Source organism: Devosia sp. Z6_126, assembly GCF_058133495.1.
The window spans coordinates 175,965-193,008 of record NZ_JBYUNO010000004.1 but is presented as its reverse complement, the minus strand read 5'-3'; the positions used below and the strand labels follow the sequence as shown (position 1 = coordinate 193,008).

The following is a 17,044-nucleotide window of genomic DNA, read 5'->3' as shown; positions in this document are numbered from 1 at the left end:
CGCTTCAGCCGTGAAGCGGGCCTTCGTGATTCAATCTACTTGTCCCGTCAGAACCGGACGGCGACGTAGATGCTCATGAACAACAACCCCGTCACGAACGCCCAACCAAAGGCAACCATCGCCCCTACCAGCGCCGAGGCGACAGAGATATGGCCGCTGTCGCGCTCAAGGCCCATCTGCAACATGATATAGGGGCCGCACACAAAGCTCATCACCAGATGTCCCAGCGACACCGGCAATGTTGGGCCATCGACGCGAAGCAGCGCCTGCTCCCGCGCCAGCCATTGATAAAGGTGGGTACCGGCGCCGGCCACGCACAGCCCCACCCCAATTATGAACCCTGCCAGCAGCAATTCACTCGACATGTTTTGTGTCCCGCCCGGACCGGGCGAAGCCCCGGCCATTAACCTTCCATTAAGCATATTGCGCGTCCAATGCGCTGTCACCCCGATCCTTAACACCTGGTTAATGCTGTCCACATGCAAACACGCTCAGCCTCGACCGCCATGTCCCAGGCCCCCTCGATGGCCTATAATCTTGCCGGGATCGCGGTTCTGGTCTTGTTGCTGGCGGTAGGCGCGGCCTATCTGCTCGACGGGTTCACCAGGGCTTCTGCACCCGCCCAGCCGAGCCTTGCTGACGGGAATACGATTCGTCAGACCATTTCAGGACGTGAACTCACCATACCGGCGTCATGGTTCCGTTACGGGGAGCCAGTTCACGGTGGCTTTACCGACCAGATCGATCTGCGGGTGATGTTTGCGCCCCAAGGCGCGGGCAAAGCCTTGCCCGTCGACATTTCTCTGGTGCCCCGCAGTCGCGCTCGCACCAGCAGCACCTTGCTGGACGCAGTCTATCTGCACCAGTTCGGGGATGACACACTAGCGGGGGTTCCGGGTCTTGTCGGCAAGCCGCTGGGGATGGGTCAGGGCTATATGGGGGAAAGCGTCTGGTACGACGCGCTCTCGCCCAACCCATTCGTCGCCAAATGCGCCGAGCCGGTGGAAGCGGGTACACCGCCCCGTTGCCTGCGCACGGTTTATCTCGGGTCCGGCATCGCTGCCGTCTATGCATTTGACGCCACGATCCTTGGATCGTGGCGCCTGTTCGATGCGGAAATGCGGCGCTGGCTCGAGCCGATCGGCGCCTGGCAGAACGGCTAAAAAAGCTAGTTCACTTCATCCAGGTCGATATCGAGGATCGACATGTTGAAGATATAGGATTTGTCGCCGTCTTCGTCGTCGGCATGGATCAGCCCGATCGACTCATCGCCGATAAACACCTCAACGGAGTCGTTGAGCTTGGGACGCGGGCGCACGTCGATATTCTTGTTGCCGAACTTGGTTTGCAGGAACTTCTGCAGCTTGATGATCTCGGGATGGTTCACGGGCGTGGTGTCCTGCTGATTGGTGTTGGCCGCAATCTAGTCAGGAGACAAACGCGCACAACCCCGCCTGGTGGCATTTTAGCGGTAACAATCGCCACTCAGGCGTTGAGGTCGTGGACCAGCACCACTTGATCCATCACCAGCGCCGGCTGAGCGCAGCCCGCTTCTCCAATGATCTTTGCCGGCACTCCGGCCACGGTGACGCGCGGCGGCACTTCCTTGAGCACCACCGATCCGGCGCCGATTCGCGAACAATCGCCGATCTTGATATTGCCCAACACCTTGGCGCCGGCGCCGATCAAAACCCCGTTGCCAATCTTGGGGTGACGGTCCTGGTCCGACTTGCCCGTGCCGCCCAGGGTCACGTTCTGCAGCATGGAGACATTGTCGCCGATGACCGCGGTCTCCCCGATCACGAGGCCGGTACCGTGGTCCAGCATAATCCCCTGCCCGATCACCACGGCTGGGTTGATGTCCACCTGGAACACCTGGCTCGCCCGGCTCTGCAGATAAAGCGCGAAGTCGAGCCGCCCCGATTCGTACATCGCATGGGCAAAACGATGGGTCTGGATCGCCTGATAACCCTTGAAGAACAATAGGGGCTCCACCGCCCGATGGCAGGCTGGATCGCGCTCGAGCGTCGCAGCAAGGTCCACCCGCGCGGCCTGTCCTATCTCGGGATGGTCAGCCAGAACTTCGCCAAAGGCCTGCCGGATCAGGTCGGCCGAAACATCATCATGGTCGAGCCGCGCCGCCAGCCGATGCGCCAGCGCCTGCTCGAAGCTATCATGGTTGAGCACAGCGGAGAGCGCCAGGTTTGCCAGCGAGGGTTCATTGGCTGCAATCTGCCGGGCACCGGCGCGCACCGCTTCCCAAACGGGATCGACGATTTGCAGGTCAGCAGACTTCTTGGCGTTGCTGGTCACGGCCGCAGCTCCGTTCATCGGGAAGTGCCGATATAGGCCATTTCATTCTACAAGACAAAGCCCCAGCCGCGCTTTTGGTTCACGAACCTTGCTGAGCCGGGAAAGTCCTCCCCAGAAATTCTAGCGCGGCGGCCTTGAACTTGGTGTCACCCGTCGCTCGCATATGGTCGCGTCGGGGAATCACGAAGGCCTCGCCCTGCGGCAGCAACGCCGCCAGCTCATCGGGGGAACCCGCCATCTCATCGGCCTCCCCCACCGCCACTAGCACCGGCACCGGAATCCGTCGCACATCGGCACGCGCCATCGGTTGCCGCGAGGTTTCCATGCAGGCGGCCAATGCCTCGCGATCGGACTTGGTGTGGTCGGCAAAGATGCGGAACTGGCGCGCAGTCGGATGCGTCAGCCCGGTAAGGCTCGGCGCTGTCAGGCCCGCGATGATGTCACTGCTATCGGTCAGCCCATTGATGAGGTTCATTCCCATGCCCCCGAGCACTAGCGCAGCCACCCGCTCTTCATGCTCAAACGCCATGAACGCTGCCACCCGCGCACCCATCGAGTAGCCCAGCACCGCCGCCTGTCCGATGCCGAGATGGTCCAGCAGCGCCACAGCATCGCGCACCATCGCGGTGGGATAGTAAGCCTCCGGATCATGCGGCCGGTCCGACTCGCCATGCCCGCGATTATCGATGGTGATGGCCTGGTATCCGGCTCCGGTCAGGGTCTCGACCCAGCCGGTGTCCACCCAGTTCACCTTGCCGCTCGAGGCAAAGCCATGGATGCACAATATGGGGGGACCTTCTCCATAGCTGGCATAGGCAAGGCTCAGGCCATCCGTTTCAAAGCGTGGCAAGTTCGCATCCTCTTGAGCTGATTGCCGTCCGGTTTTGCGGCATCGGCGCGTTAAAGCAAGCCCAAAGGCGGGCCGCCGTCGCCCTTTTCTTGTTGCTTGCCTTGCACTATGGTCCGGCCACTCCAATCACTCCGGGTCTGACATGGCACACGGCACCACGCCTCACTTCCACAACACTGATGGCCTCGCCCAGATTGAGATAGGTGCCAAGGAGTTCCAGTGCATCGGCGCGTTGCCTCCCTTTGACCACCCCCACATCTACCTGGATATGGGCAAGGACGATGACGTTGTCTGCCCCTATTGCTCTACCCATTATGTGTTCAGCCCGACTCTGCCCGCCGGCACTGCCATCCCTCCCACTGCCGTTTACCGGGCCGATGTGATCTGAGGCATCGGCACGTTACGGAACATGCCAGCTTCTGGCCGCACATTCTTTATTGCCGGCGCCGGCATCGGCGGCCTGACCCTGGCTCTCGCGCTCGCTAAGTTCGGCGCTCACGTCGTTATACTGGAGCGGAGCCCTCGGCTGTCTGACTTCGGCGCTGGGCTCCAAATCAGCCCCAATGCCCGACGTGTGCTCGACCGGCTAGGTGTTGGCGAACTGGTCAACGCTCGCGGCTTCGAGCCGGCCGGCATTGACGTTTATCCGTTCGGCCGTCCTGACCCGCTCGTTACGATGGAACTCGGCCCCTTGATGCTCGAGCGGTTTGGTGCGGCCTATACGGTGATGCACCGCGCCGATCTCGCCGAAACGCTCTATGAGGCCTCGCGGCGATTCGCCAATATCGACGTGATGTTTGGCGTGGGCAATTGGAACGCCCAGACCACCGAGGCCGGCGTCTCCCTCACGATCGAGGAAGCGGGCGGCCAAAACCGCACCTTGCGCGGCGCCGCGCTGATTGGCGCGGACGGCGTACACTCCCGCACCCGCACCCAATTGCTGGGCGGTCCCGCCGCGACATATTCGGGTCGGATTGCTTGGCGCACGCTGCTCCCGCTCGATGCGCTGCACGGGCAGATAGCGCTTGATCGGGTGTCCGTACTGTTCGGCCCTCACCTGCACCTGGTGTGCTATCCCCTGCCCCATCGAAACCTTGTCAACCTGGCGCTCTTCACCGAACACAGGGACGACAAAACTGCGCAGCATCCAACATTGGCCTTCAAGCCATCTCATAGCCCGCGGCTGCGAGCGATCCTGGATTTGGCGGGTGATCAATGGACTGCGTGGCCCCTTTACACCGTCTCGACCGACACGTGGCACCGGGGGCCAATCGCGCTGTTGGGTGATGCCGCCCATGCCATGGTGCCGTTCCAGGCGCAGGGCGCAGCCATGGCGATTGAAGACGCTGCCTCGCTGGCGCCTCTGCTCATGGAGATCAATGATCCGGCCGAAGCTTTCATGCGTTACGCGGCACTCCGCCAGCCCCGGGTAAAAAGGGTAGCCAAGCTGTCACGCAAAAACGGCCGCATCTTTCACCTGCCCTGGCCATTCTCCAGCGCCCGCAATCTCGGCATCACCCTGCAGGGTCGCCGCGGCCACCTCAGGCGCTTGGCCTGGCTTTATGGTTTCGACACCGATGCGCCACAGCCTCGCCCCAGATAACGCTCTATTGCGGATCAAGAGGCGGGATGTTCGCTTCTGATCTGCCCTCATGCCCTTGCGTTGGGGAGCCTGCCTGTGTCAACTGCAAGCCGTTTCGACAATAATTTCAATGGGAGCGCCCGCTCATGCAAACCGCGATCCGCTCCCGCCTGACCCTTACCTGCATCCTCGTTACCATCCTTCTGGATATGATCGGCGTCGGCATCATCGTGCCCGTGCTGCCCGAGCTGCTTGAGGAACTGACAGGCGGCGGTGTCGCGCAGGCGGCGGTCATCGGCGGCTATCTTGTGTTCGCTTATGCGTTCATGCAGTTCGTGTTTTCGCCCGTGCTCGGCAATCTGTCCGACCGCTACGGGCGCCGACCAGTCTTGCTGTGTTCCCTGCTCGGCCTCACCTTCGATTACCTGATGATGAGCATCGCGCCCTTCGTCTGGTATTTGTTTATCGGCCGGATCATTGCCGGCATCGCCGGAGCGGCGCTTGCCACGGCAACCGCCTATATGGCCGACATCACTCCGCCCCATAAACGCACCCAGCGCTTCGGATTGATCGGCGCGGCATTCGGCCTCGGCTTTATTATCGGCCCGGTGATTGGCGGCGAATTGGGTGAAATCGGGCCCCGCGTTCCTTTCTATGCTGCAGCCGGCCTGGCCTTTGCCAATTTCCTGTTCGGCCTGCTGGTCCTCCCCGAAAGCCTGCCCAAGGCTTCGCGCCGCAAGTTCGACATCCGCCGCGCCAATCCCTTCGGCGCGGTTGCCGCCCTTCGTAAATACCCGGCCGTACTCTGGCTGCTGGCCGTGCTCTTCTTCTTGCAGCTGACCACTCAGGCGCTGCCCAACGTGTTCCCCTATTACGCTGTGGATATGTTCAACTTCACATCGTCCTCTATCGGCCGCACGCTGGGCGCATTCGGGGTCGGTTTCGCTATCAGCCAGGCTGTCCTGGCAGCGCCTTTGTCGAAACGCATCGGTGAACCGGCGGTCGGTATTATCGGGCTGTTGGCAGCAGCAACGGCCTTTGCCGGCATCGCTTTTTCAGCGGATGTCTACCAGCTCTATCTGTTCATCGCCGTCGGAACGATCAGCGGGCTCGCCCCACCTGCCATCAACGGCGTGCTGTCGCGGCAGGTCCCAGACAATTCCCAGGGTGAACTACAAGGTGCGGTCAATGCCGCCAGCTCCCTCGCCACGATTATCGGTCCGCTGGCCGCCACACAGATATTTTCCTACTACACGAGCGCACCGGAATCCGGACACTACTTCCCCGGCGCTCCGTTCGTCGCCAGCGGCATCGCCGTGCTCGTAGCCTTGGTGCTCTTTGGCGTTGCCGCGTGGCGCTTTGAACTCAGCCATCGCCCGAGCGTGGCTAACCACCCCGTTGTTCCCGAAATGGCGCCGCCCGGCCAGTTGCGCACCCCGCCTCTGGATGAGAAATAACCAATGCAGATTCGCCCGGCCGTTGAGGGTGACCGTTCGGCGGTCCTCGCCATCGTTGCGCCAGTCCTCCGGGCCGGCGAAACCTACGCCATGCCTCGCGACCTCGATGACGAGCAGGTGCTGGCATATTGGTTTAGCCCCGCCCATCAGGTCTTCGTGGCCGAAGATGACAACGGCGTGCTGGGTACCTATTACCTTAAACCCAACCAGCTTGGCCCCGGCGCCCATGTCGCCAACTGCGGTTACATGACCGCCGCTGCCGCCCAGGGCCGCGGCGTTGCGAGGGCAATGGGCACGCACTCGATTGAGCAGGCGGGCGCCCGCGGCTTCCGGGCCATCCAGTTCAATCATGTGGTCTCCACCAACCAGCGCGCTGTGGCCCTGTGGCAGTCGCTCGGCTTCGCCATAGTCGGAACCCTGCCGAAAGCGTTCGATCATCCCGTCCACGGCTTTGTGGACAGCTACGTAATGTTCAGGACGCTCTAGGCAACGGAAAGGGCCCCGCCTCAGCGGAGCCCCTGTGCTTGCTGTGTCTTTGAGTCTCAGCCGCCGATCACCGGCTTGAGCGCTGCGATCTCGAGGGTTGACGGCCACTTGGCATGCAGGTTCGAGCCACGTCCCTCGATCTCGAACCCATGCGCACCAAAGAAATCACGCTGCCCCTGGATCAGATTGGCCGTGCCCTGAGCCTGGCGATAGCTGTCGAAATAGCTCAGCGCCGCCGAAAGGCAGACCAGCGGGAATTCTCCCACAGCGCCCGCCGCCACCACCTTGCGCAGCGACGGATGGGCTTCTTTCATCAGAGCGACAAAGTCTGGCACCACCAGCAGATTGGTGTTGCCCCCTTTGGCATAGGCCGCCGACATCTGGTCGAGGAAGCGAGAACGAATGATGCAGCCAGCGCGCCAGATCTTGGCGATGGTTGCCAGCGGCAAGGCCCAGCCATTTTCCTCGGAGGCCTTGGCGATTACCGCAAAGCCCTGCGCATAGGACACGATCTTGCCGGCGAGCAGTGCCTGTTCCAGTTCGGCCAGCGTCACCTCGGTCTTGGTCCGGTTCGGCTTGCCATAAATCGCTTCGGCCGCTACGCGCTCATCCTTGCGCGCCGAAATCGAGCGGGCTGCTACGGCGCCCTCGATGGCGGTTGCCGGCACGCCCATCTGCTGGGCGGCAATGGCCGACCAAACGCCGGTGCCCTTCTGCCCCGCCTTGTCGAGAATCAACTCGACCAGCGGCTGCCCGGTCTGCTCGTCGATGGCGGCCAGCACATGGCCGGTGATCTCGATCAGGTAGGAATTGAGCGGACCCTTGTTCCATTCCTTGAACACATCGGCGCATTCACCCGGGCTCATGCCCAACCCGTCGCGCATCACGCCATAAACTTCGGCGATCATCTGCATGTCGCCATACTCGATGCCGTTGTGGATGGTCTTGACGAAGTGGCCCGCGCCACCTTCACCCAGATAAGCGCAGCAGCTTTCACCATTGAACTGGGCCGCAATCGCGGTCAGCACCGCCTCGGCATTGTGCCACTGCTGCTCGGAACCACCCACCATGATCGAGGGACCATGGCGAGCGCCTTCTTCGCCGCCCGAAACGCCGACGCCGAGATAGCCGATATTCTTGGGCTTGAGGTAATCGAATCGGCGCTGGGTATCGGTGAACAGCGAATTGCCGCACTCGATGATCGCGTCGCCTTCTTCCAGATACGGCAGCAGGTGCTCGATCATCTCGTCAACCGGCGCGCCGGCCTTGACCATGATGATGATCGAGCGGGGACGCTTGATCGACTGAATGAACTCAGCCAGGTCAGCCTTTGCGATCACATTGCCGGCCAGTCCCTGCTCGGTTGCCATGGCAACAAAGTCATCGATACGAGACGCAGTGCGATTGTGAACGGCAACGGTATAGCCTTTTTCGGCGATGTTGAGCGCCAGGTTCGAGCCCATCACTGCCAGCCCGATAAGGCCGATATCCGCTGTCGACATGCAAACAGTCCTTCTAAGAAAATGCGTCGCCATTCATGCGCGGGAATGCTTGCCCCGCGCGGCGGCGAACCTGACCACAAACGGACCATCGACGGAAGGCCCTGCCGGGGCATATTTTACGCCTAAAAGCCGCATGTATGGAAGGCGCCATTGCCTCGCGCCGTTCGCGCCCGTAGGTTTGCGCAACTTTGGGGGATCACCGTGCCATCTTCGTCTCTGTTCAGCCTTGCGGGAAAGCGGGCTCTTGTCACTGGCTCAAGTCGCGGCCTTGGGCTCGCCATGGCAACTGCCCTGGCCCAAGCGGGCGCCGCCGTGATCCTCAATGCGCGGGATGCAACCGCGCTGGGCGGGGCAGCGGCCGAACTCGCCACCACCGGCGCCACCGTCAATGCAGTGGCCTTCGACGTCACCAGCATCGATAGCATTGAAGAGGCGGTCGCTTATTGCGAGGCCGAGCTCGGGCCCATCGACATCCTCATCAACAATGCCGGCATCCAGATTCGGGGTCCCCTCGAGGATTTCCCGCTCGACAAGTTCGAAACCATGCTGGCGACCCATGTCACCGCCACCTTCGCGGTCAGCAAGACGGTGGCCAAGCACATGATTGCGCGCCGCCAGGGCAAGATCATCAATATCTGCTCGATCCTGACCAATGTCGCCCGGCCCAATGTCGCCCCTTATGGCGCAGCCAAGGCGGCGATTGCCAATTTGACCCGCGGCATGGCGGCAGACTGGGCTCGCCATGGTCTCAACATCAACGCCATTGCCCCGGGCTACTTCAAGACCGAGCTCAACGAGGCGCTGATAGCCGATCCTCAGTTCAACCATTGGGTCGAAACCCGCACCCCAATGGGCCGTTGGGGCGAAGTTGCCGAACTTGGACCGCCCGCGGTATTTCTCGCTTCCGACGCAGCTAGCTTCATCAATGGACACATTCTCTATGTCGACGGCGCCTTTTCAGCCACGGTCTAACGCCCGCATCATCATCGTTATGGGGGTCAGTTCCTCGGGCAAATCCACCACGGGCCAGTCCATCGCCCGGCGCCTCCATACGCCCTTTCTCGATGGCGACGGCTATCATCCGCCCGCCAATGTGGAAAAAATGCGCGCCGGCATTCCGCTTGTCGATGAGGATCGCTGGCCCTGGCTTCAGCGGCTCGCTCAAGCCCTGCACGAGGCCGCGGACAAGAAGGGTGCAGCAGTCGGCGCCTGCTCCTCGCTCAAGCGGGCTTATCGCGACTACCTGCTCGAGCAGGCGGGCGAGCCGATCCTGTTCGTCTACCTCCAGGGAGACCGACAGGTGATCGGCGAGCGCATGGCGCGGCGCCAGCACGAATACATGCCGGCCAGCCTGCTCGACAGCCAGTTCGCGACCCTGGAAGAGCCCGATCCCGCCACCGAGAACGTGCTCGTCGTGCCTGTTACCGACAGTGTGGAAAAGATCACCACCACGGTGACCAAGACGCTCGAACACCTCAAGACCTTCAAGCGCTGGCAATAAGCCGCGTTCGGCTAAAAGGAATGCCCCGCTGCAAGGCGGGGCACCAAACCGTCAATGGCCCAGCATGCGTTCCATCGCACCGGGCTGGTCATGCTCGGCGAACTTGTCCATGATCGTGGCGCTCGCCTCATTCATGCCGACCAGCTCGACCTCGGCTCCATTCCGGCGCAGCTTCAGCACCGCCATGTCGATCGCTCCAACTCCGGTCAGGTCCCAGATATGGGCGCGGCTGACATCGATTCGCGCCCGCGCGAGCTTCTCCTTGAAGTCGAAGGCGGCTAGGAAATCGTCAGCTGAGGCGAAGAAGAGCTGCCCCTCAACGAGGTAGCGGCGTTCCTGCCCGTCAGGCGACAGGGTCGAGCTCACCCGGAAGAATTGCGCGACCTTCCAGGCGAAAAAGATCCCTGACAACAGCACGCCTACCCCCACCCCGAAGGCCAGGTTGTGAGTCCAGAGCACCATTATCACCGTCGCCAGCATCACGATGCTCGACCGCCGCGGATGGGAGCGCAGATTGTTGAGCGAGGCCCAGCTGAACGTGCCGATCGAAACCAAGATCATGATGGCCACGAGCGCCGGCATGGGGATGAGCCCCACCACATCGCCCAGCACCAGCAGCAAGAACAGCAGGAACGCACCGGCCACGAAGGTCGACAGCCGCCCGCGTCCACCCGAGCGGACATTGATCACCGACTGCCCGATCATCGCGCAACCCGCCATGCCGCCAAACAGCCCCGAGGCGATATTGGCAATGCCCTGCCCCACCGACTCGCGGTTCTTGTCGCTGGTGGTATCGGTCATCCCATCAATAATGGAGGCGGTCAGCAGGCTTTCCAGCAGCCCCACAGCAGCTACCCCGGCCGAGTACGGCAGGATGATCCACAAGGTCTCGAGCGTCAGCGGCACATTGGGCAGCAACAGGCTGGGCAGTGCGGACGGCAACTCGCCAAGATTGGCGACGGTGCGTACATCAACCCCCAGCGCCAGCGACACCGCCGTCAGCACGAGGATGCACACCAGCGGCGATGGAATGGCTTTGGTCACCCGCGGAAACAGGTAAATGATCGCCAGTCCCGCCGCGATCATCGCATAGGTCTGCCACGACACCCCGATCAGCTCGGGTAGCTGTGCCATGAAGATCAGGATTGCAAGCGCATTGACGAAGCCCGTCATCACCGAGCGCGACACGAACTTCATCAGATACCCGACCCGGGCATAGCCCGCGAGGATCTGGAGCACGCCGGCCAGCAGCGTGGCCGACAGCAGATAGTCCAGCCCGTGCTCGCGGACCAACGTTCCCATGAGCACGGCTGTTGCGGCCGTGGCGGCGGAGATCATTGCGGGTCGCCCCCCGGCAAAGGAGATGACGATGGCGATCACCACCGAGGCATAAAGCCCAACCTTGGGGTCTACGCCCGCGATGATCGAAAAACCGATCGCCTCGGGAATAAGGGCGAGCGCGACAACAATGCCCGCGAGCACATCGCCACGGATGTTGGAAAGCCAGTCAAGGCGGAGAGTTTGGGTAAAAGTCATGGTGGTCCAGGCTGCGCTGGCCCTGTCGCAAGGCGATCAAAGCGAAGCAGTTCGTGCTGGATTGTCTGGCGGATCGGCGGCCAGAAGAGCCACCCGGATTTGCACCGGGTCCGATGAATGCTGTGCTTGTGCAGAAGCTCACAGCAAAAATCAACCCACCGGGAGCTCCGCGTCCAGGATCAAGCCCGCGTGGGTCAACAACAGCAAGGGATGCGGCGCGCTAGCTGCGCGCCAGAGTTGCGTTATAGTAGCGCTCGTCATCGCTGACTTCTTTGCCAACCCAGCTCGGCAGGTCCACCTGCTGGTCGTCGCTATCGAGCTCGATCTCGGCCAGCACCAATCCATGGTGCCGGCCCTCGAACACATCCACTTCCCAGGTCAACCCGTCATGGGGCACATGGTAGCGCCGTTTCTCCAGCACTTGTGGCTGCGCCATCAGCAACAGCTCACGCGCGTCCTCGATCGGGATAGGGTACTCGTATTCCGGGCGAACAATACCGGCGACCTTACCTTTGAGCGTAATCACGGCCTCCCGATCATCAAAGCTGCGAACCCGCACCGTCGCCTTGGCATTGGCCGAGAGATAACCCTGGCGGATCAGCCGGCCACCGTCAGCAGAGCCACGCCACTCGTCTGATCGCACGAGGAACTTGCGTTCGATCTCTTGTCCCACCTCAATGCCCCTTCTTGGCCAGTGCCCAATACTGGCCCAACCGGCCGACCAGCGCGTCGGGCTTTTCCGCACTCAGCTGCCGTCCCAAGCCAATAGCCTGCTGCCCGAGGTGATCGCGCTTCTGGCGGATGGTGATCTGGATCGAAGGGACGCTGGGGTCGGACAGACCGCCGACAAACACATCCAGAACCGTCAGGTCGTGGTGGTTGCCCAGGGTCGTTTCGAGCTCTGCAACAGCGGCGCGATAGGGCTTGGTTATGGCCGGAGCACAGGCACTGAGCAAGCTCAGATGATGCCAGAAATACTTGGCGGCCTTTCGCCACTCGTGAAATTCGTTTGGATCTTCACTTGCTTCAGCTGCGTCCATTTCCTGGCGCATCCGTCGATAGTTGTCATGCAGACCATCCGCCAGACTATCAAACCCGTGCCCACGCACTTTCCAATGTGGAATGCGTTCCTGCAACGCCTCGAAGCGCTCGCTGAACTGCTGGACGAGCGTGTCTGGGTCGCCTTGTTCCGCAGCAGCCTCGATGTTGGCTCCGAGCATTGCCCGCACTGCGGTGATGGGCAGGTTGACGTCCTCCTCCAGCAGGCCTTCCAGCGTCTTGATCATCACCGCAGCATCGCGATTCCCTGCCAAGCCTGTGGCTGCCTCCCGAATTGCGGCGTTTTCCTCGGCAAAGTGCTTGAAATTGGGCTTGATGAGCCGAAGCAGCCCGCGCAGCTTCTTGCAGCGCCGCCGCAGCGAATGGATCGTCTCATCAGGATTGGACAGGTCTTTGGCTTCCGCGAGCGCAGCCTCTACCTGTTCAAGCGCGATGCGGCGAACCCCTACACCTGAACCCTCATCCTGCGGCTGAAACTTGAAACCCAAGGCTGCGCTCCTTTGCTTGCTTGCAGGATCAAGCACGACGCCACTGTCATAGTTCCAAAACCCGGCAAGCCGGCTTAGAGGTCATCCCATGCCTTCTCACGTAACGCCTCAAAAACAGTAAAGGCCGCCCACTGGGCGGCCTTTGAAGAACTTGGTGCAAGACGTGCTACTTTTTAAGCATATCTCGGGCGGCGTCTTTAACTTCCCCGACCTTCTGCTGGACCTTGCCCTGCGCCTTGTCAGCCTTGCCTTCGGCCTGGAGACGTTCGTCGCCCGTCAGCCCGCCAACGGCGTCCTTGATCGCGCCCTTGGCCTGGTTACCGGCGCCCTTTGCTTCGTCCTTATGCATCGAAAGCTCCTTTGTTTGGTGTCGTATAATAAACGACTGGCGTCACGCATGGTTCCGAATGCGCCGTCTTGTCGACTATGCCTGCCCGGCAAGACCTGCTAGATCGCGCCATGCCCGGTCCAATGCCCACCCTCCTCAACTACCACCCGCCCCTCGAGCCCTATCTGTCGGTTATCCATGTGGATGACGACATCTTGGTGCTCGATAAACCGAGCGGCTTGCTCAGCGTGCCGGGCAAAGACCCATCCTTGTGGGACTGCCTAGAGTACCGGGCGCGTCAAACCTGGCCGACCGCCGGCATGTGCCATCGCCTCGACAAGGACACCTCCGGCGTTCTCGTGATGGCGCTCAACAAGCGCGCCCATGGCCGTATCGGCTCGCAGTTTGAGCACCGGCAAACCAAGAAGAGCTATGTTGCGCGCGTGAGCGGCTTCATCGAAGCCGATACCGGCCTGGTTGACCTGCCGCTCGCCACGGATTGGGACAACAAGCCGCGCCAGCGTGTCGACCATGAGAATGGCCGGCCGGCGCAAACCGAATGGACCGTGCTGGAGCGCGAAGCCGCGGCCACCCGGGTGCGCCTGCATCCACTGACCGGCCGCACCCACCAGCTGCGGGTTCACATGATGGCCGTCGGCCACGTAATCTTGGGAGATGCGTTCTACGCCGGCCCGGAAGATTTCGCCGCCGCCGATCGCCTGCAACTGCACGCCGCGGAACTGGGCTTCACCCATCCCACCACCGGCGAGTTCATTCTGTTTCAGGCACCCGTGCCGTTCTGATCCCCACCCAGATAGCGCAGCTGGATGCGGTGAAACAGATGGCCCGGCTTCATGCTGTCGAGCCAACGCCGGAACGCATCGAGATCGGCAAAGCCCGCCCGCTGCGCATCGGCGAGGGTCACGTTGGCCGGGTCCATCTCATCCATCGCGTCGATGGAAAGGATGCCAATCTTGGTCTTGAGCGTGCCGCCGGCCCGGACGGTCGGCCGGCTCCAGCGCCGAAACACCAAGTCGACCTTGCCAGCCTTGATGTCCTCGAGCAGTTCGCGTTTGAGCAGCACGGCTAGCTCAGCACTGCAGTAGCAAGGAGCTCGACGCGCAAGCCCTCGGCGAGCAGTTCCTTGACCACCACCGTCGCGCGCACGGGATAAGGCGGCTGGAAGTGCCGGACATAGGCGTGGTTCATGCCTGCCGCATCGGCCTTGTCGATCAGAAACACCTGCACCTGCACGATATCGGCCAGTGTGCCCCCTGCCGCTCGCATGGCGATCTCGAGATTGCCGATGGCGCGCTCGGTTTGCACCTCGATATCGCCGCTGACGATTTCACCGGTTGCCGGGTCTTCAGCCACGGCCACAAGCCAAATCTGTTTGCCGGCGCGTACCGCATCGTTCACGGGAGCCGAAGAAGGCGCAATGCCGGTTTCAATTCGTTCAAACATGACTGTCCAGTTCTGGTGCGGGCGGCGGGACTCGAACCCGCACGGGGATACCCCCTCCGGATTTTAAGTCCGGTGTGTCTACCATTCCACCACGCCCGCGTTCGGGTTCCAGCAGTGCCGAAACTCGTGCTTAGTCGGTGCCGCCGCTGATCGGGGCGACATAGGCCACGTCCAGATCCCACGGGAAGAAGATCCAGGTGTCCTGGCTGACTTCAGTGATGAAGGTATCAACCAGCTCGCGGCCCATCGGCTTGGCATAAACGGTGGCAAAATGGGCACCTGGCAGCATGTCGCGCACGGCGCGCGCCGTATTGCCGGTATCCACCAGGTCGTCCACAATCAGCACCTTGCCGCCGCCCTGCGCCATCTCGATGATCTGCGGCGCAATGGGCTTGAGCACCTTCACCGAACCCTTGTTCTGGTGATCGTAGGATTTCACCGAAACCGATTCCACCACACGGATATTGAGTTCGCGCGCCGCAATGGTCGCTGGCACCAGCCCGCCACGAGCGATGGCCACCACCGCGTCGAAATTCCCCATCCCCATCAGGCGCCATGCCAGGGCGCGACTATCCCGATGGAACTGGTCCCAGGTGACGGGGAAATTCTTCTGGTAAGGGTTGCTCAAATCGATCTCCATACGCATCCGAGGCCAGGGAGGCGCTCGAAAGCCGTCGCTTCCTTAGCAAACCTGGGGTGCAACGCCAATCAGTCTTGCGGCGCGTCCACACCCGCGGCGCGATGTGCCGCATCCACCATGGCGCGCACTTTCTCGGTCGCCTCAGCCAGCCTTTGCGCATCCGACGAGCGCAGCACCAGCTCGGTCATCACCCGGCCATGCCCCATCTGCGGATAGGAGCCCATCTTCACATCGGGATACTGCGCCTGCAATTCGCCCAAGGGTCCACCAACCGTACCCTCGCCCACCGCCGCCCGCACCGTCTCCGACAAGACGCGCTTGCCGCCCTGGAGCGTCGGCGCCAAAGCCTCGAGCATGGCGCGCATGATGATCGGCACCCCTGCCATCACATGCACATTGCCGATGCGGAATCCTGGCGCGGCGCTCACGCTGTTGACGATGAGGTCGGCGCCCTCGGGAATGCGCGCCATGCGCAGCCGCGCTTCGTTGACCTCGGTCCCGGTTTCGCGCCAGCGCGCTTCGAGCATCGCTCGGGCATCGGGGTTGATCGGCAGCGCGACCCCGAAAGCCTTGGCGATGGCATCGGCGGTGATATCGTCATGCGTCGGCCCGATGCCGCCGGTCGTGAACACGTAGGTGTAGCGCGAGCGCAGCGCGTTCACCGCCGCAATGATGTCGTCGGTGTCATCGCTGACCACCCGCACTTCCTTGAGCTCGATCCCCAGATCGGTGCAGAAATCGGCGGTCGCGCCGATATTGACGTCCTTGGTGCGGCCCGAAAGAATCTCATCGCCAATCACCAGAAGCCCGGCGGTCACGGAAGCTGCGCTCGACATGGGAAATCAACCTGTTATTGCCCCCCAGCAATGCCCCGCGCCATCAGGTGCGTCAAGCCAACACGCAGTGAGCGTTGGCTCTTCCAATCACCCGATTGGACGATTATCTTTGCCCCTTAGCCGGAGAGCATGATGATTACCTATGTCGATGCCGAAACCAAGGGCCGCCGCACGCCAGGCGTTATTCCGCTGCACGGACCGGAAGGCTTTGAGGGCATGCGCAAGGCCGGCCAGCTGACCGCGCGCGCCCTCGACATCCTCACCGAATATGTCGAGCCGGGCGTGCCCACCGCCACGCTCGACCGCATTGCCTATGAGTTCGCGCGCGACAATGGCGCGATGCCGGCAACCCTGTTCTACAAGGGCTTCCGCCACTCGCTGTGCACCTCCATCAACCATGTCGTGTGCCACGGCATTCCCGATGAGCGCCCGCTCAAGGAAGGCGACATCGTCAATATTGACCTGACGCTGATTGTGGACGATTGGTACGGCGATTCCAGCCGCATGTATCCGGTGGGCGAAATTTCGCGCAAGGCCGAGCGCCTGATCGAAGTCACCTATCAGAGCCTCGAAGCGGGCCTTGCGGCCGCCAAGCCGGGCAACACCACCGGCGATATCGGCGCTGCCATCCAGACCCTGGCCGAAGGCGAGCGCACCAGCGTGGTGCGCGACTTTGTGGGGCATGGCGTTGGCAAGCTCTTTCATGACGAGCCCAATATCCTCCATTTCGGCCAGCCCGGCACCGGTGTGCCCCTCAAGCCCGGCATGATCTTCACAATCGAGCCGATGCTCAATCTGGGACGGCCGCACGTCAAGATTCTCTCCGATGGCTGGACCGCGGTCACCCGCGACCGCACCCTGTCCTCGCAATGCGAGCACTCCATTGGCATCACAGAAACCGGACACGAGATTTTCACGACCTCCCCGGCCGGCTTGTTCAATCCTCTGGCCGCACGGCAAGCCGCATGACCAAGGCCCGGGGCGAGGAGTTCGACGAAGCCA

At 62.0% G+C, this 17,044-nt stretch carries 22 protein-coding genes, 1 tRNA gene and 1 other annotated feature; of the genes, 9 read left to right on the top strand and 14 right to left on the bottom strand.

What is annotated here, in order from left to right; translation table 11 throughout:
* Positions 1–47: 47 nt before the first annotated feature.
* The gene (locus tag AC3YOG_RS17790) at positions 48–365 is read right to left on the bottom strand and encodes a DUF6949 family protein (protein WP_489936035.1); all 318 of its coding nucleotides are present in this window, start codon (positions 363–365) and stop codon (positions 48–50) included.
* A 114-nt stretch (positions 366–479) separates the two neighbouring features.
* On the opposite strand from AC3YOG_RS17790, the gene AC3YOG_RS17785 reads away from it, so the two are divergent.
* The gene (locus AC3YOG_RS17785; RefSeq protein WP_489936034.1) at positions 480–1,163 is read left to right on the top strand and encodes a hypothetical protein; all 684 of its coding nucleotides are present in this window, start codon (positions 480–482) and stop codon (positions 1,161–1,163) included.
* 5 nt (positions 1,164–1,168) lie between these two features.
* Here AC3YOG_RS17785 and AC3YOG_RS17780 read toward each other — a convergent pair whose 3' ends face one another.
* The 3 genes from AC3YOG_RS17780 to AC3YOG_RS17770 form a co-directional block, all read right to left on the bottom strand.
* The gene (locus tag AC3YOG_RS17780) at positions 1,169–1,387 is read right to left on the bottom strand and encodes a DUF3126 family protein (protein WP_127753396.1); all 219 of its coding nucleotides are present in this window, start codon (positions 1,385–1,387) and stop codon (positions 1,169–1,171) included.
* 98 nt (positions 1,388–1,485) lie between these two features.
* On the bottom strand, positions 1,486–2,313 hold the full coding sequence (cysE, locus tag AC3YOG_RS17775) for a serine O-acetyltransferase (RefSeq protein ID WP_489936033.1): 828 nt from the start codon (positions 2,311–2,313) through the stop codon (positions 1,486–1,488).
* 79 nt (positions 2,314–2,392) lie between these two features.
* The gene (locus AC3YOG_RS17770; protein WP_489936032.1) at positions 2,393–3,163 is read right to left on the bottom strand and encodes an alpha/beta fold hydrolase; all 771 of its coding nucleotides are present in this window, start codon (positions 3,161–3,163) and stop codon (positions 2,393–2,395) included.
* 142 nt (positions 3,164–3,305) lie between these two features.
* Here AC3YOG_RS17770 and AC3YOG_RS17765 point away from each other — a divergent pair, with 142 nt between their 5' ends.
* The 4 genes from AC3YOG_RS17765 (at position 3,306) to AC3YOG_RS17750 (ending at position 6,688) form a co-directional block, all read left to right on the top strand.
* Complete coding sequence (locus AC3YOG_RS17765; protein WP_172123536.1) at positions 3,306–3,551, top strand: zinc-finger domain-containing protein; 246 nt, start codon at positions 3,306–3,308, stop codon at positions 3,549–3,551.
* Positions 3,552–3,572: 21 nt separating this feature from the next.
* The gene (locus AC3YOG_RS17760; RefSeq protein ID WP_489936031.1) at positions 3,573–4,766 is read left to right on the top strand and encodes an FAD-dependent monooxygenase; all 1,194 of its coding nucleotides are present in this window, start codon (positions 3,573–3,575) and stop codon (positions 4,764–4,766) included.
* A 125-nt stretch (positions 4,767–4,891) separates the two neighbouring features.
* Positions 4,892–6,202, top strand: a complete 1,311-nt coding sequence (locus AC3YOG_RS17755; protein WP_127753401.1) for a TCR/Tet family MFS transporter — start codon at positions 4,892–4,894, stop codon at positions 6,200–6,202.
* A gap of 3 nt (positions 6,203–6,205) precedes the next feature.
* Positions 6,206–6,688 (top strand): GNAT family N-acetyltransferase, encoded by a 483-nt coding sequence (locus tag AC3YOG_RS17750; RefSeq protein ID WP_489936030.1) that lies wholly within the window; start codon positions 6,206–6,208, stop codon positions 6,686–6,688.
* A gap of 56 nt (positions 6,689–6,744) precedes the next feature.
* On the opposite strand, the gene gndA is transcribed toward AC3YOG_RS17750, so the two are convergent.
* A complete protein-coding gene (gene gndA, locus AC3YOG_RS17745; RefSeq protein ID WP_489936029.1) occupies positions 6,745–8,190 on the bottom strand; it encodes an NADP-dependent phosphogluconate dehydrogenase in 1,446 nt (481 codons plus the stop codon).
* A 201-nt stretch (positions 8,191–8,391) separates the two neighbouring features.
* Between gndA and AC3YOG_RS17740 the strand changes: the two genes are divergently transcribed.
* A complete protein-coding gene (locus AC3YOG_RS17740; protein ID WP_489936028.1) occupies positions 8,392–9,162 on the top strand; it encodes an SDR family oxidoreductase in 771 nt (256 codons plus the stop codon).
* Positions 9,131–9,691, top strand: coding sequence for a gluconokinase (locus AC3YOG_RS17735; protein WP_489936027.1), 561 nt, complete (start codon positions 9,131–9,133; stop codon positions 9,689–9,691). The genes AC3YOG_RS17740 and AC3YOG_RS17735 overlap by 32 nt, the downstream gene beginning before the upstream one ends.
* 51 nt (positions 9,692–9,742) lie before the next feature.
* Here AC3YOG_RS17735 and AC3YOG_RS17730 read toward each other — a convergent pair whose 3' ends face one another.
* The 4 genes from AC3YOG_RS17730 to AC3YOG_RS17715 form a co-directional block, all read right to left on the bottom strand.
* Positions 9,743–11,227: a SulP family inorganic anion transporter gene (locus tag AC3YOG_RS17730; RefSeq protein ID WP_489936026.1), complete on the bottom strand. Its 1,485-nt coding sequence runs from the start codon at positions 11,225–11,227 to the stop codon at positions 9,743–9,745.
* Between the two features lie 59 nt (positions 11,228–11,286).
* Positions 11,287–11,342 (bottom strand) — a sequence feature (sul1 is cis-regulatory element that is thought to sense ions involved in sulfur or methionine metabolism; They are found in Alphaproteobacteria).
* A 105-nt stretch (positions 11,343–11,447) separates the two neighbouring features.
* Complete coding sequence (locus AC3YOG_RS17725) at positions 11,448–11,900, bottom strand: CYTH domain-containing protein (protein WP_172123543.1); 453 nt, start codon at positions 11,898–11,900, stop codon at positions 11,448–11,450.
* A 1-nt stretch (position 11,901) separates the two neighbouring features.
* Positions 11,902–12,810 (bottom strand): CHAD domain-containing protein, encoded by a 909-nt coding sequence (locus AC3YOG_RS17720; protein ID WP_489936025.1) that lies wholly within the window; start codon positions 12,808–12,810, stop codon positions 11,902–11,904.
* Positions 12,811–12,940: 130 nt separating this feature from the next.
* Positions 12,941–13,123 carry a CsbD family protein gene (locus AC3YOG_RS17715; protein ID WP_172123545.1) on the bottom strand — a complete coding sequence of 61 codons (183 nt, stop codon included), beginning with the start codon at positions 13,121–13,123 and terminating at the stop codon, positions 12,941–12,943.
* A gap of 110 nt (positions 13,124–13,233) precedes the next feature.
* Here AC3YOG_RS17715 and AC3YOG_RS17710 point away from each other — a divergent pair, with 110 nt between their 5' ends.
* Entirely contained in the window at positions 13,234–13,905 is a 672-nt protein-coding gene (locus AC3YOG_RS17710) for an RluA family pseudouridine synthase (protein ID WP_489936024.1), read from the top strand.
* Here the strand turns inward: AC3YOG_RS17710 and AC3YOG_RS17705 are convergent.
* From AC3YOG_RS17705 to AC3YOG_RS17685, 5 genes are all read right to left on the bottom strand, one after another.
* On the bottom strand, positions 13,884–14,186 hold the full coding sequence (locus tag AC3YOG_RS17705) for an ASCH domain-containing protein (RefSeq protein ID WP_127753410.1): 303 nt from the start codon (positions 14,184–14,186) through the stop codon (positions 13,884–13,886). The two genes, AC3YOG_RS17710 and AC3YOG_RS17705, sit on opposite strands and share 22 nt — an antisense overlap.
* A 2-nt stretch (positions 14,187–14,188) precedes the next feature.
* Positions 14,189–14,566, bottom strand: coding sequence for a RidA family protein (locus tag AC3YOG_RS17700; protein ID WP_127753411.1), 378 nt, complete (start codon positions 14,564–14,566; stop codon positions 14,189–14,191).
* A 13-nt stretch (positions 14,567–14,579) separates the two neighbouring features.
* Positions 14,580–14,665, bottom strand: a tRNA-Leu gene (locus tag AC3YOG_RS17695).
* Between the two features lie 31 nt (positions 14,666–14,696).
* Entirely contained in the window at positions 14,697–15,194 is a 498-nt protein-coding gene (gpt, locus tag AC3YOG_RS17690) for a xanthine phosphoribosyltransferase (protein ID WP_127753412.1), read from the bottom strand.
* An 80-nt stretch (positions 15,195–15,274) separates the two neighbouring features.
* Positions 15,275–16,042, bottom strand: a complete 768-nt coding sequence (locus AC3YOG_RS17685; RefSeq protein ID WP_127753413.1) for a competence/damage-inducible protein A — start codon at positions 16,040–16,042, stop codon at positions 15,275–15,277.
* 132 nt (positions 16,043–16,174) lie between these two features.
* Between AC3YOG_RS17685 and map the strand changes: the two genes are divergently transcribed.
* On the top strand, positions 16,175–17,011 hold the full coding sequence (map, locus tag AC3YOG_RS17680; protein ID WP_489936118.1) for a type I methionyl aminopeptidase: 837 nt from the start codon (positions 16,175–16,177) through the stop codon (positions 17,009–17,011).
* Positions 17,012–17,044 lie beyond the last annotated feature (33 nt).